We start from the raw sequence: 13,317 nt of genomic DNA, 5'->3' as shown, positions 1-13,317 counted from the left end.
TTCAGGTGTGGCTTTAGCGCTGTGATCCGCCGTTGGCCAAGATGTGCTGGCCGGTGATCCAGCGCGATTCCTCGCTGGCGAGAAAGGCAACGATGTCGGCGATATCAGCCGGCGTGCCCAGACGGCCGAAGGGCGAGGCCTGCTGGATGGCCCTTTGCCTCTCAAGAGGCGCGGCATCGAAAATTCCAGGCACGACCGGGCCCGGCATGACGGTGTTGACGGTGATGCCGCGTTGGCCGGCTTCGAGCGCGAAGGCTTCCGACAGCGCCTTCACCGCCGCTTTGCTTGCCGCATAGACACCAAGGTCGGGCTGGGGGTAAAGAGTCGTACTCGACGCGATGGACACGATCCGGCCGTGATCCGAAAGCTTTGCCATCGCCTGCTGCATCATCAAAAATACGCCACGCGCATTGACGGCAAAAATTTCATCGAAATTGGCAGTCGACAATTGACTGAGTTTTGCCCGGGGACCGGTAATAGCACCGTTGTTGACCAGGATGTCTGCCCGACCCCACATCTTCAATGTACAATCAAAGATTGCCCCCGCCGCTTCGGCATCGGAGAGGTCGCCTGCGATGATCCCGACCGTGCGACCTTCTTGTGTGAGTGCGGATGCAAGCTCTTCCGCCTGTTCCTGGGTTCCAGGGCCGAAATTGATCATTACGTTGGCGCCTGCCTTGGCCAGGCGCTCGACTATGGCACGCCCAATGTTGCGGGCGCCGCCCGTCACGATGGCGACTTTGCCCTCAAGGCTCGCGACGTTGTTTCCTGTCATGCTGTCGTTCATTATGCGACTGAGCTCCGAAATGGTGCAGCGTGTTCGCCGATGGCGACCGAGAGAATGTCCTCCGGATTGACGTCCACCGAGTCGCCGCACCACGTAATAAAGTGATCGGGGCGGACCAGGATGAACCGGCTCTCATAGAGTGAGCGGCTATCAGCAGCGCTATCTTCGACAATTTCGAGCGGCACGCTGAGAGCCTTGGCCGCATCGATCCATCGCCTGATTTCTCCCGGGAGCGCATCGAGCGCAATGAGCGTAAATCCGGTGCCGAGCCGCTCATAAACGTTCGTGCTGTCCGACAGCATTGCTGGAGACAAATGATGCCCGGCCCGCGCACGATGCTGGTGCATGCCCATGGCATTGGTTCGGCCGTCATCGGGCCCGAACACCGTCCGGCTGCCCTCATAGTGGGGTTCAAAAGCACCGACTTCCTCGGTGGCCCCATTACGACGGCGGTTCCACTCATTTTCGAAAGCCTGTTTGTCCATGTCAGGATCAAACTTTGCGAGAAAATCGCCATCGACATGGATCGACTTTTCGATGAAGTCCTTTGCCGTAGATGCAAAGACCGGCTGGCGCTCGCCGCTATAGGAATCGAGCAGGTCTTCCCCGCCCCACCCTTGCAGGAAGGCAGCCAGTTTCCAGCCCAGATTTCGGGCGTCTTCAAAACCCGTGTTGATGCCATAGCCGCCATAGGGCGGGTGGCTGTGCGCGGCGTCACCGGCGATAAAAATCCGACCCTTGCGGTATGTATCGGACACTGCAAATCTGAGATCCCAAAAGCCGACATAATCGATATCGAGATCGAACTCTTGGCCCACAGCCCTGTGGAGATAGGCGTGGAAGTCGAAATTGTCGCGATTGGTGTCTTTGGGAACGGGGGCATGAAAGAACCACGTGGTTCCTAGATCCACGCGACCGAAAAACTGCCAATATCCCTTAAGGTCGGGATGAAGGACGTTGTAGAATGATTTGTTCGGATAGCACTTGAGCAGTTCGTGCAGAGCGGTGGAGCGGAAGACGAGCAGCACCATCAGCTTGTCGTGGTCCGAGCGCGTCTGAGTGATACCGGCTGTTTCGCGAATGCCCGACCGGCTGCCGTCGCAACCCACGACGAATTGGGCATGGATCGTCCGCGTGCCGTCCCCTTCCCGTTCGTTCACTTGTAGGGTTGCACCATCCTGGTCCTGCTCGACCGCGTCGCCACTCCAGCCGTATAGCACTTTCACTGACGGCAGCTCGGCGACGCGTGCACGCAGCACGGCTTCGGTCTGATATTGCGGAAGTCGCTCATTCTCCTGGTAGTAGAACGACTGAACAAGTTCACGCTGCAACCAGTCGTAGGTGTAGGGACTTAGAAGCGTTCCATAGGTGGTCATGCCTCCGATACCGTATTCGGCGGGCACCGTACGGGCCGACCGCAGCATCGGTTCGGCGCCCCAGAAATGGAAATGTTCCATCGTCCGCTGGGTAAGATTTTGTCCTTTCGGAACGGGCTGGGGCTGGTGATAGCGCTCGACGACCACCACATCCACGCCGCGCTGCCCAAGCTCAATGGCAAGGCCAAGACCCACAGGGCCCCCGCCCACAATTGCGACTTGAGTTGAAAGAGAGTCAGTAACAGTCATAGTCAAACCCGAAACAGATAAAAGAAGGACCGTCGCCGGCTAGCTCAAGCCCGCCTCGAAGTAGACGTGCTTGGTTTCAAGGAAGTCATTGAGCCCCTCAACTCCATGCAGTCGACCCAGGCCGGATTGGCGATACCCACCCGTCTCGGCTTCGGCAAAAAGGCGCGTGTGGCTGTTGAGCCAGACCGTGCCTGAGCGAATGCGGCGCGATGCGCGCATCGAGAGATTGAGGTCTCGGGTAAAAACGCTCGCGGCGAGCCCGAAGCTTGTTGCGTTTGCCTTGGCAATCGCCTCGCTTTCGTTTCCGAACGTTTCCAGCGAGACGATGGGCCCGAACAGCTCGTCCTGGACCAGGGACGACGACGTATCCTCGATCCGAAACAAGGTGGGGGTCACAAAGCTACCCTTGGCAAAGCTTCCCTCCAGAACCTTCCCCCGAACGATAAGCTCGCCTTCGTCGCCAGCCTGCTCGATCAGAGCGAGCACGCGCTGCTGGTTGGCCTTGTCGATCAGCGCGCCCATCTGGCTCTGCGGATCACTGCCCGGACCTGTCCGCACGGACGAATAAGCGTGCTTCATCTTTTCGATGAACTGGGGCGCGATGTTTTCGTGAACCAGAAAGCGTGCGGCTGCGACGCACATCTGCCCCGCCATGACCAAGGACCCCCGGGTCAGTTCGGCGCACGCAAGATCGAGGTCGGCATCTTCAAAGATGACCGCCGGCGCCTTCCCGCCCAACTCAAGCGACAACCGCTTGAGGGTCGGTGCGGCCGACGCCATGATCTTGCGACCGGTTTGCGTCGAGCCGGTGAAGCTTACGACATCGACATCGGGATGCGCCACAAGAGCACGCCCTACCTCGTCATCGACTTCGTTGACCGAATTCACGACGCCCTTGGGAAGCGACGAGCAGGTGTTGACACACTCCATGAACCGCCCGTGCGTTACGGACGTCTGAAGGGCCGGCTTGATGACCGTCGTGCAGCCGGCAGCAAGCGCGGGAGCCAGCGAACGCGCGAGAAGCGTGATCGGCGCATTCCATGGAACGATGATTGCGACGACACCGGCAGGCTCGCGGTGCAGCAAGGACATGACATCCGGGGCGCTTTGAAACGTGCGCCCCATCACCGTACGGGCAAGGCCGGCGTAATATCGAATTTCGGAAATTGCACCGGCCACTTCGCCGCGCGCTTCGGCCAGCAGCTTGCCGTTCTCGGCGACAAGTATTTCGCTCAACTGGCTGGCATCACGCTCCAAAGCGATCGCGAGTTCGAAAAGCGCGTCCGAACGCAAGCGAGGCGAATCTGACCAAACGCCCTGCTCGAAAGTCTGGCGCGCACAGGCTACCGCCTGATCCACAAGGTCGCGATTTCCACACTGAAAGTGCCCGAAGACTTCGCCGTTGGAGGGATCTATGCTGTCTGCCTGCGGTCCTCCCTCGATCCATTCTCCGCCGATATAGGCCGCCGATACCGTCGTCATCAGCCCCTCTCCCGTGTCGTTAGCTTGGCGACACGGTTACGAGAGCGACCTTTCGCTGTCAAACAAAATTTCCATATTTGAGAATTTTGTGAATTGCGGCGACCTGATAATCGCTAATATCTCATATGCATGTTGTGGGCCGACTGGCGCACTTTCTCGCTGATCTCTTCGATCTGGCCGGCTTCGAGCTGAGAGCCGAGCACAGTAACGCAGACCGAAGCCACAGGGCTGCGCTTGGCATCAAGGACTGGGGCGGCAATGCCAACGACACCCGGCGTAACTTCGCCATAAGCCACGGCAAAGCCGTCGTTGCGAATGCGACTGAAATTGCTGATAATTTCGTCTTCACTGGCACCAAACCCGACCGCTGCGAACTCATCCACACGAGATTTGACGAGCTTGGCCAGTCTGGCCTTTGGAAGATAGGCCAAGATCGAACGCCCGATGGCGCCACGCGCCAATGGCATGGGACGCCCTCGGTGGTAGCTGGTATTGATGCCTTGGCCGGAATGTGCGGAATAAACACAGAGAATCTTTGATCCGTACCAGCGCACCAGCAACGCGTTGCCGGGGCAACATTGAGCCAGAGAATCAATCTCCGGAACGCCGTGTACCATGAGCGGATCGGAGCGCCGCAGCAAATAGTCCAGTTCGACAATGCGCGGCCCGAGAGTGAAGCCAAACCGCGAGTCGGCAACCAGCAACCCCGCGTCTTTCATGATCTTGACGTAGCGATACAGCGCCGGACGGCTGTAGCCTGTGGCGGCCACGACCTCGTCGGCAGTCCAGGTGAGCTTGTCTTCACTGAAGAGATTGAGGATCGCGAGCACTTTTTCCAAACTTGTCTTGCGCTCTATCACGCCCACCTCCTTGTACGAATTCTCATATATGGATATCAAAAACATCCGCGGGGTGACAATAGTCACGATTCAGATTGGCGTTGCGGCGAACCCCGCGCAGTGGTGGAGGATGAATATGCAAGCAAACCCAACATCAGGACCTGCAATTTATGGCACGTCAACGGAGCGTGTCTTTACCTCGATCCAACCCTTGAGGTGCGCGCTGCTTGTCATCGACATGCAAAACTACTTCGTCGACCCGCAGTATCCCACTGCGGTCGCCTCCGCGGCCGCTACAGTGCCCGCAATAAACCGCATGGCCGATTTGCTGCGAAGATCAGGCGGTTGCGTCATTTGGATACGCACACTGTCCACCACCGACGTTTCTCGCTGGAGCGTATTTGAAGACTACATACTCTCGCCACAAGCCAAAAGCCTGCGGCAGGCTCTCCTGCATCCCGATCATCATGCATCTCAATTGGTTAGCAATCTCGACTGCCGGCCACAGGACCTGGTCGTTCACAAGACCCGGTTCAGCGCGATGGCCGCACAGTCGTCGAATCTGCTCACAGTTTTGCAAGAACGAAACATCGACACCGTCCTGATCGCGGGAACGGCGACCAATATCTGCTGCGAGTCCACCGCCAAGGATGCCGCCGTGGCAAACTACAAATCGATAATGATCGAGGACGGTCTTTCAGCGCACACCGATGCCGCGCACATAAACTCGCTCGCAAACTTCAAGGGCGTTTTCGGCGATGTGCTTAGCGTCGATCAATGTGCAGCATCACTTCACAAAGATCGTGGATCGACGAATAGCCGACAGGTATCGACTGCTTAATCGCGAGCTGGCCGACCGTTCTGGGTGGCTGGCCCAGGAATCGAGAAGCGGGCCAAAGAGATCGCATTGCAGCATTCAAGCTGATCTTCACCCCATTCATGGGTAATGGGAGCCACAATGAACTTTGTTACGGCAATCAAATTTCGGTGCCTCCATGGTCTTCTCCATGTCCGCGGGCCGAGATTGCAACCAATCGCTTAGAGGCTAGCCACCGTGAACGACAGCTTTCGGTAAGCCGCAAGCGTGACCTGAACGGCTGGAATGGGGGCGCATTGCAGTCTGACGGAATCGGGGCCATCAGCGCACTGATCGGTTTTGGCAACGTCGCTCGATAGGCGGCCGTTCAGCTGCCGACCCCATTGTGGTCCTTTCACCGAGTTGCGCGTTCCCCTAACAGTGGACATGTCCACCTGATCGAAAGGACGGTTCAATGCCGGACAGCCCAGGCACGATCGATGAGTTAAGGCGGCAGCTTGCCGAGGCCGAAAACCGCGCGTCGACGGCGGAAGCAGAGCTGCGTGAAGCCGGCATCCGACACCACGTTCTGATGGAAAGCTGGAGCCGGGCCGTATGGGAAACCGATGCCGCTGGCGCCGTGATCAAGGACAGTCCCAGTTGGCGGGCCTACACCGGTCAGACGCAAGAGGAGTGGGGTTATGGCTGGCTGGACGCCATCCATCCTGACGATCGCGAACATGCCGAGCGGCAATGGCGCGAGGCAATTGCGGCTCGCAGCCTCTCGACGCCGAATTTCGGCTTCGTTCGCCTGATGGGGGCGGGCGCTGGACCAATGTCCTTGCCGCGCCGATGCATGGCGCGGATGGCAATATCGAAAGATGGCTTGCCCTCAATATCAACATCGACGATCGCAGGCGCGCCGAGGACGCGTTGCGCGACAGCGAAATGCGTTATCGCCAACTTTTCACCTCGATGGATGAGGCCTATGCCGTCGTCGAAGTGCTGAAGGACAGGTTCGGCAATTGGGCGGACTTCCGCTTCCACGAGGTCAATCCCGCCTTCGTCGAGCACACGTCCATGCCCTGGCCGGTAGGAAAAACGGCGACGGAATTGTTGGAAATTCCTAATCCGCACTGGACCGAGCTGTACGGTCAGGCGCTGGATGCGAACAAGCCCATCCGTGTTGAAGAATCAGTGCCCACGCTGGACCGAATATTTGACCTCAATATCTTTCCGCTCGACGCCGAGCGAAACCTGGTCGCTGTTCTCTTCACCAACGTTACCGAGCGCAAGCGGTCGGAAACGGCCGTGCGACAAAACGAGCAGCGTCAGCGCTACCTGCTACGGCTGACTGACATCCTACAACGACTGAGCGACCCTGACGATATCAAGTCCGCGGCCATGCATGTGCTCGGAAATCAACTCCATGTCAGCCGTGCCCAGTATCATGAGGTCGATGACAGCGGAGAATTCTACGGCGCTGACGGGATCGGTTACGCCGACGGACTGCCTCTGCTGGACCTGAAATATCGGATTGCCCAGTTCGGCAGTTTCGTTGCAGAGGATTTTGAAGCCGGCAAGCCGTTCCGCAGCGAAGATCTTCTGGCCGATCTACGGCCGACCCAGGAAGAACGGGACGCCTATAGCCTCTATCAGATCAGGGAAGGCCGGCCGCGGCGATATCCATTGTCCGGCAGGTGTGAGGCCGCCGCCCGGCACGATCATGTGGATGTGCGGATGGTGGGTCATGGCCGAACCCCATGTGTGGAGCACGGCGGTGACGCCGATGCGGTCGCCCAGGTGCTTTGGGTCGGCAGCGATCGTCAACATGGTCCGGGATGCCGCCTTGAACAACAGGTCGTAAACCAGCGCCTTGTTGTGGAAGGCAATGTCGGCGATCTCGGCGGGCAACGTGAACACCGCATGGAAGTAGCCGACCGGCAGCAGGTTGGCTTCCTGGGCTTCGAGCCAGCCGCGGGATGCGGCACCTTGGCACTGCAAGCAGTGCCGGTTGCGACAGGAGTTATAAGCGATCCGCTGATGCCCGCAGTCAGAACAGGCTTCGGGTTACGCCCCCCGGCTCGAGCCATCGATCGCTGCGCCATCGTAGAGCTGCGGATCCTCCGGCAAGCACTGCGTTGTGCGCTGAAGCTATTGACAACCTCCAAGCACCAGATCTATAGGTGACCAAGTCATCTGATGAGTAGGTCAATAGCCATGAAGCCAACTTCCCTCACGCTCCGACGCGCAAGCGGACAGCAGGGACATCCTGCGTCGCTGACCGATCATCTCGTCAACTCAGTCGTACGGCTCATCAATCAGGAAGCGCTGGAACCGGGCGACAAGCTGCCCGCAATCAAGTCAATGGCCGAACGGTTCGCGGTCGCAACTCCCACGATGCGGGAGGCCATCCGTCGCCTGGAAGTTGTGGGGCTGGTGGAAATTCTGCACGGCTCAGGCGTGTATGTTCGCGAGACCAACATGAGGGTGGTTTTTGGGAATGCCGGCATTGGCCACATCGACCCAGCCATGTCTCTTGACGTCCTCGATGCTCGACTTGCCATAGAGCCCTTGATGGCCGCTCGCGCCGCCGAAAAAGTCACGGCCGCAGATGCCCGGCTGCTCAGGGCGTTTGTCGATATGGCCCGCGAAAGCCTAACCGACGACTTCGTGCTTCACGATCAGAACATGAGATTTCACTGTGCTATTGCGCAGATGGCGGGCAACTCAATTCTGCATCAGACGCTGCAGTCTTACGTCGACATATACAAGAACGAGCAGCTGTTCGTTTTGAGCATGTACACGCTTCAAGAGCGCCCGGAAAACAACCGTGAGCACCACGATATTTGCGAGGCGATCGTGGACGGCAACAGTCAACTCGCCTTTGACCTGATGACGCGACACCTGAAAGACGCACTCATCAAGACTCAGGAAAAACTTCAACAAAACCAGACAATGGAGCATGGCCAATGACCGCGCCGGTGCCGAGTACCACAGGAGCAATTGACTGCGATGTTCACATCGCTGTCCCAAACACCGGCGTCCTACTGCCGTACCTTGATGAGCACTGGCGAGAGCATGTTTCAGTTCGCGGGATCGATGATTTGGAACTCACCTATGAGCGCACCAAGAGTCCCATTGCCTGCCGCCCGGACTGGCGCCCCGCCAAGGGCAAACCCGGAAGCTCATTGGATGCCCTGCGTTCCACCGTACTCGACGGCTTTGCGGTAAAGACTGCTATCTGCAACGTCATGTGGGGCGGGATGGGCCTTCATGCGGCGGATCTGTCCGCTGCCTTATGCCGTGCCGTCAATGACTGGGTGGCAGAGAACTGGCTGGATAAAGATACGCGACTGCGCGCCTCAATCAGCATTCCATTGGAGCACCCGCACGAGGCCGCAGCCGAAATCGAGCGCTGTGCCGCTGACAAACGGTTCGTGCAGGTTTTGCTGCTTGCAATGGGTGATGCGCCTTTGGGCAAGCAGCAGTACTGGCCGATCTACGAAGCCGCCGAGCGCCACGGAATTGCGATCGGAATTCACGCCGGCACGACATACAGACAGGCGCCGACCAGCATGGGTTGGCCTTCTTACTACATCGAAGACTATGTCAGCCAGGCATCCGGCATGCAGGGGCAGCTTCTAAGCCTCGTTTATGAAGGGGTCTTTGCCAAATTTCCAAATCTGCGTGTCGTACTGTCGGAGTCCGGCATCTCCTGGCTTCCAAGTTTCCTTTGGCGCGCCGACAAGACCTGGCGCGGTCTGCGCATGGAAGTCCCCTGGGTAAAGCAGACCCCTTCTCAGATCATTCGAGATCACGTTCGATTAACACTACGGCCCCTGGATGCTCCAGATGACGCCGAGACCCTTAAGAAGGTCGTTGAACAACTCGGCAATGACGACATGCTTCTGTTCGCCACCGACTACCCCCACTGGCATTTCGACGGCGACCTGGCCATTCCCGAAGGTTTCGACCCCGAACTCCTGAACAAGATGATGTTTGTGAATCCGTTGGATGCCTACCCTAGACTTAAGGAGAAATCGCAGTGAACAAGCCAATCCTCAAGCCTGAAATTCCAGATCCGCTCAAGACAGGAATATTTGACTGCGACATTCACCCCACACTCAAGAGCGCCGCAGACATAAAAAAATATCTTCCGAAAGAGTGGCAGGACTATTTTGACAATTATGGCGACTTCATTCGTCAGCCATTCAGCACATCCCTGGGATATCCGAAAGCGACGCGTGCCCTGTCGCGCGGTGATGCGTGGCCTCCGGCAGGTGGTGCGCCGGGATCTGACCTTGGCTTCCTCGCCGAGCAGCATCTGGATGGCAATAACATCAAACTCGGTGTGCTTCAGGTTCTGTGGCCCGTGGGCAACAAACAGCGCAATGCCGATTTTGCCAAAGCCATGTGCAGTGCGGTTAACGACTGGCAGATTGACGAGTGGATCAGCAAGGAGCCGCGCCTCAAAGGGTCCATCGTCGTTCCTCAGGAAGATGCCGAAGCGGCGGTGGCCGAAATTGAGCGCCTAGGAGATCATGGCAGCTTTGCGCAGATTTTGATCAGTCCCAAAAGTGAAGAGCCACTCGGCCGCAAGCGCTATTGGCCGATCTACCGGGCCGCAGCCGCGCACAACCTTCCAGTAACGTTGCATGTCGGGGGCGTGAATGGGCGTCCTGCGACCGGGTCGGGCCACCCTTCCTACTATGCCGAGGAACACCAGTCGCACGTTCAGAATATGCAGGCCCTTGTCGCCAGTCTGATTTTTGAGGGCGTCTTCGAAGCATTCCCGACACTGCGATTGATTATCGTTGAGGCGGGTCTGGCGTGGGCACCATCTCTTGGGTGGCGAATGGACGTTGCATTCAAGCGCCTACACTCGGAAGTCCCTCACCTGAAGAAAAAGCCTTCAAAGTACCTGCGGGAGCACTTCTGGTTTTCCACCCAGCCGGCAGACGAGCCAGAGAAGTCCCAATATCTGCGCGATGTCTTCGATTGGATCGGATGGGACCGCATCCTATTCGCTTCAGACTACCCGCACTGGGACTTCGATGATCCGAAATACGCCCTTAACATAAAGTTGAGCGCGACCGAGAAGATGCAGATCTTCTGGCAGAATTCTCAAGAGGCATTTGGAGGGCCGGTATGATGGCTGGGCATGTCGCAGCAACTGTTGACGAAATCCCCACAGGGAGCCGCAAGCGCGTTACGATCAAAGGGAGGGACATCGTAATCTTCAATCTCGACGGCGAGTTCTTCGCGCTGCTCGACAAATGCCCTCACGAGGGCGCCAGCCTTTCTTGCGGCGTAACCGTTGGTCTGCTCGAGTCCGAACGGCCAGGGCACTATACCTACTCGCGGCAGGGAGAAATGGTGCGATGCCCGTGGCATGGGTGGGAGTACGACATCCGCACGGGACAGTCCTACTGCAGCCCCGATGACATCAAGGTCAAGCAGTTCAAGGTCGAAGTTGGATCAGGGGAAGAATTAGCCAAAGGTCCATACGTGGCAGAACGATTTGATGTATCTGTCGAGCAGAACTACGTCGTAGTGAACGTTTAGTTTCGGCCTTATCCAATAATCTTTAAGATTATCAACCACCGAATGGCTTGGGGAATGAATTGACTGACAATATGAGTATACGATGGGTCGCTTTGACCAAAACTGCAGATATCCCAGAGGGAGAAGTAGAGGCCTTCGAAATCGGTGACTGCAACATTGCCCTTTATCACCTTGATGATGGAGATTTTTTCGCCACGGACAATATATGCACTCACGCTCTGGCCTATCTTTCAGACGGGTTTCTCGAGGGTAGCACCATTGAATGCCCCCTCCATGGCGGATGCTTTGATGTGAAAACTGGAGAAGGCCTGTGCGCCCCGGTGACGGAGGCTTTGGTTACCTACCCCGTGCGGATCACAGATGATGAAACGCTCGAGGTCGCTCTACCGATCTAGGAGCTTATAACCTACAGACTAAAGAGACACCGTATGGAACAGGTAATAATTGTTGGCGGCGGCCAAACCGGTATGAATGCGGCCGTGTCGATGCGCCAATCCGGCTTTGAAGGCAGCATCCTTATTGTCGGCGAAGAAGAAGCTTTGCCGTACGAGCGCCCCCCACTCTCCAAAGAATGGCTTAAGTCAGACGTCGAACCGAACGTGCCACTTGTCTGTAAACGCGACATGCTTGAGGACCTGCATATTACATTCCAAGGCAGTGCCGCAGTAACATCGATCAGCCCGGAGAAACACCAGATTACGCTCTTGTCCGGAGAAGTGCTGGACTACGATGCGCTGCTGCTGAGTACCGGTGGCCGGGTCCGCCCCCTCCCCATTGAGGGCGCTGAATACGCCAATTGTCTCAGAACTCTGGATGACGCCCGTGCGCTCAGAGCAAAGCTACATAGCCGGCCCCACGTCACATGTATTGGCGCAGGTGTGATCGGGCTTGAAACTGCGGCAACGGCACGTGAACTTGGTTGTGAGGTAACGGTCATTGACCCGGCTGCGCAGCCTATGTCCCGATGTCTCACGAGCGAAGGCACGGCCTTTGTCGAGAACATTCATCGCAGAGCAGGAGTTGATTTGCGCCTTGGCGTCAAGCCGGTTGCCATTCGCCCCGACGATAGCGCCCTGCAGGTCACCTGTGACGACGGAACATCCATTCTTACGGGGTGTGTAATAGGCGGGATCGGCATAGTCAGAAATACGGAACTGGCGTCCGCGGCCGGCCTGGAGGTCAGAGCCGGCATCGTGGTAGACGAATATGGCCGCACCTCTTCTCCCGACATTTACGCTGCCGGAGACGTTGCCGAATTCTATTTTCCGCCTGCGCAAAAGCACCTGACCCGTGAATCCTGGCGGCATGCGCAAAATCACGGCATTGCCGTCGGGGCGGCGATGGTTGGCATGGCGCAACCCTACTCCGATCTGCAATGGTTTTGGACAGATCAGCATGGCGTCAGAATTGAGGTGGGCGGCAGTCTGGACCAAATCGACCGTACGTATCGGAGGGGAACTCCCAAGGAGGGCTTCATCCTATTTCACTTTAGGCGCGGGAATTTCGTCGGCTATACAGCAGCAAATGCCCGGGCCGAGGGACGCTATGCGGAAAAGCTGCTTTCTAAAAACACAACACCTGACCCACAGATTCTGGAGGACACGCGGATACCATTAAAAACCCTATTGTAGTGTATTTTTAAATACGCAGGTCAAAATCGATGAATATTGTAGATGTTAGACGTTACTCAATCGTCCCCGGACGAGTTAATGAGTACGTGGATTTCTTCAGAAATGAAGGGCTTCCTATCCAAGTCTCATACTTGGGCCGCCCCTTGGGTTATTTCGTCACTGAAACCGGCCCGCTCAATCAAGTTGTTCATATGTGGGCTTATGAAACGATGGCGGATCGGGAACAAAGGCGATCGGAACTCGAAAAGGACCCCAAGTGGGTTGCCTACCGCGAGAAGAGTACGAAGTTAGCTCTCATTTTGGCTCAAGAGAATACGCTCCTTAAGGCACTCACCGTTCCATCCAGATTTACCACGCTGGATTGAATTTAACCTACTGGCGTGAATTTGGACCATCGGCCCTCACCTCTGACTTTCCATTGTCCATTTCCGGGACCCATTTAGGTAATAGTCTTGGCTCTGCGATCGGCTTTGCCATGCCCTGCAGGCGGCTTCGACGATCGGTCGCAACTTGAAACAAGTGTTGGAGAGGCAGTTCTAGCGCAGGGATTTCCAGACGTTTTCGATCGGATCGAGCCCGATTTACGGAT

Annotated in this window: 13 protein-coding genes and 1 pseudogene; 9 read left to right on the top strand and 5 right to left on the bottom strand. The window is 57.1% G+C overall.

Going from position 1 to position 13,317, the window contains the following annotated elements:
• Nucleotides 1-13: 13 nt before the first annotated feature.
• The 4 genes from ACP148_RS01655 to ACP148_RS01640 form a co-directional block, all read right to left on the bottom strand.
• Nucleotides 14-787, bottom strand: coding sequence for an SDR family oxidoreductase (locus ACP148_RS01655; RefSeq protein ID WP_425033054.1), 774 nt, complete (start codon nt 785-787; stop codon nt 14-16).
• A complete protein-coding gene (locus tag ACP148_RS01650) occupies nt 787-2,412 on the bottom strand; it encodes an FAD-dependent oxidoreductase (RefSeq protein ID WP_425033053.1) in 1,626 nt (541 codons plus the stop codon). The genes ACP148_RS01655 and ACP148_RS01650 overlap by 1 nt, the downstream gene beginning before the upstream one ends.
• A gap of 39 nt (nt 2,413-2,451) precedes the next feature.
• Nucleotides 2,452-3,894 (bottom strand): aldehyde dehydrogenase family protein, encoded by a 1,443-nt coding sequence (locus ACP148_RS01645; RefSeq protein ID WP_425033052.1) that lies wholly within the window; start codon nt 3,892-3,894, stop codon nt 2,452-2,454.
• 113 nt (nt 3,895-4,007) lie between these two features.
• The gene (locus ACP148_RS01640) at nt 4,008-4,754 is read right to left on the bottom strand and encodes an IclR family transcriptional regulator (protein ID WP_425033051.1); all 747 of its coding nucleotides are present in this window, start codon (nt 4,752-4,754) and stop codon (nt 4,008-4,010) included.
• Nucleotides 4,755-4,782: 28 nt separating this feature from the next.
• On the opposite strand from ACP148_RS01640, the gene ACP148_RS01635 reads away from it, so the two are divergent.
• Both ACP148_RS01635 and ACP148_RS01630 read left to right on the top strand, forming a co-directional pair.
• Nucleotides 4,783-5,574, top strand: coding sequence for an isochorismatase family protein (locus ACP148_RS01635; protein WP_425033050.1), 792 nt, complete (start codon nt 4,783-4,785; stop codon nt 5,572-5,574).
• 430 nt (nt 5,575-6,004) lie between these two features.
• A complete protein-coding gene (locus tag ACP148_RS01630; RefSeq protein WP_425033049.1) occupies nt 6,005-6,538 on the top strand; it encodes a PAS domain-containing protein in 534 nt (177 codons plus the stop codon).
• Nucleotides 6,539-7,194: 656 nt separating this feature from the next.
• On the opposite strand, the pseudogene ACP148_RS01625 reads toward ACP148_RS01630, so the two are convergent.
• Nucleotides 7,195-7,590 (bottom strand): annotated as a pseudogene (locus tag ACP148_RS01625) (IS91 family transposase); the annotation flags it as partial.
• A gap of 159 nt (nt 7,591-7,749) precedes the next feature.
• Here ACP148_RS01625 and ACP148_RS01620 point away from each other — a divergent pair.
• The 7 genes from ACP148_RS01620 to ACP148_RS01590 all read left to right on the top strand — a co-directional run bounded on the left by ACP148_RS01620 (nt 7,750) and on the right by ACP148_RS01590 (nt 13,093).
• Nucleotides 7,750-8,505 (top strand): FadR/GntR family transcriptional regulator, encoded by a 756-nt coding sequence (locus tag ACP148_RS01620; RefSeq protein WP_425033048.1) that lies wholly within the window; start codon nt 7,750-7,752, stop codon nt 8,503-8,505.
• The gene (locus ACP148_RS01615) at nt 8,502-9,581 is read left to right on the top strand and encodes an amidohydrolase family protein (RefSeq protein ID WP_425033047.1); all 1,080 of its coding nucleotides are present in this window, start codon (nt 8,502-8,504) and stop codon (nt 9,579-9,581) included. Before ACP148_RS01620 ends, ACP148_RS01615 begins: the two co-directional genes overlap by 4 nt.
• The gene (locus tag ACP148_RS01610) at nt 9,578-10,684 is read left to right on the top strand and encodes an amidohydrolase family protein (RefSeq protein WP_425033046.1); all 1,107 of its coding nucleotides are present in this window, start codon (nt 9,578-9,580) and stop codon (nt 10,682-10,684) included. Before ACP148_RS01615 ends, ACP148_RS01610 begins: the two co-directional genes overlap by 4 nt.
• Entirely contained in the window at nt 10,684-11,097 is a 414-nt protein-coding gene (locus ACP148_RS01605) for a Rieske (2Fe-2S) protein (RefSeq protein WP_425033615.1), read from the top strand. The genes ACP148_RS01610 and ACP148_RS01605 overlap by 1 nt, the downstream gene beginning before the upstream one ends.
• 92 nt (nt 11,098-11,189) lie before the next feature.
• Complete coding sequence (locus ACP148_RS01600) at nt 11,190-11,492, top strand: non-heme iron oxygenase ferredoxin subunit (protein WP_425033045.1); 303 nt, start codon at nt 11,190-11,192, stop codon at nt 11,490-11,492.
• Nucleotides 11,493-11,525: 33 nt separating this feature from the next.
• The gene (locus tag ACP148_RS01595) at nt 11,526-12,728 is read left to right on the top strand and encodes an NAD(P)/FAD-dependent oxidoreductase (protein WP_425033044.1); all 1,203 of its coding nucleotides are present in this window, start codon (nt 11,526-11,528) and stop codon (nt 12,726-12,728) included.
• A gap of 29 nt (nt 12,729-12,757) precedes the next feature.
• Nucleotides 12,758-13,093 carry an NIPSNAP family protein gene (locus tag ACP148_RS01590; RefSeq protein ID WP_425033043.1) on the top strand — a complete coding sequence of 112 codons (336 nt, stop codon included), beginning with the start codon at nt 12,758-12,760 and terminating at the stop codon, nt 13,091-13,093.
• Nucleotides 13,094-13,317 lie beyond the last annotated feature (224 nt).

This window comes from Pelagibacterium sp. (assembly GCF_965249125.1).
Lineage (GTDB): Bacteria > Pseudomonadota > Alphaproteobacteria > Rhizobiales > Devosiaceae > Pelagibacterium.
The sequence above is the reverse complement of the archived record's forward strand: the minus strand, read 5'-3'. Positions and strand labels throughout refer to the sequence as shown.

Coding starts and splice junctions, on each gene's coding strand:
- ACP148_RS01595 (WP_425033044.1), top strand. CDS start 11,526: ATGGAACAGGTAATAATTGTTGGCGGCGGCCAAACCGGTATGAATGCG.
- ACP148_RS01635 (WP_425033050.1), top strand. CDS start 4,783: ATGGATATCAAAAACATCCGCGGGGTGACAATAGTCACGATTCAGATT.
- ACP148_RS01605 (WP_425033615.1), top strand. CDS start 10,684: ATGGCTGGGCATGTCGCAGCAACTGTTGACGAAATCCCCACAGGGAGC.
- ACP148_RS01590 (WP_425033043.1), top strand. CDS start 12,758: ATGAATATTGTAGATGTTAGACGTTACTCAATCGTCCCCGGACGAGTT.
- ACP148_RS01615 (WP_425033047.1), top strand. CDS start 8,502: ATGACCGCGCCGGTGCCGAGTACCACAGGAGCAATTGACTGCGATGTT.
- ACP148_RS01655 (WP_425033054.1), bottom strand. CDS start 787: ATGAACGACAGCATGACAGGAAACAACGTCGCGAGCCTTGAGGGCAAA.
- ACP148_RS01645 (WP_425033052.1), bottom strand. CDS start 3,894: ATGACGACGGTATCGGCGGCCTATATCGGCGGAGAATGGATCGAGGGA.
- ACP148_RS01650 (WP_425033053.1), bottom strand. CDS start 2,412: ATGACTGTTACTGACTCTCTTTCAACTCAAGTCGCAATTGTGGGCGGG.
- ACP148_RS01630 (WP_425033049.1), top strand. CDS start 6,005: ATGCCGGACAGCCCAGGCACGATCGATGAGTTAAGGCGGCAGCTTGCC.
- ACP148_RS01620 (WP_425033048.1), top strand. CDS start 7,750: ATGAAGCCAACTTCCCTCACGCTCCGACGCGCAAGCGGACAGCAGGGA.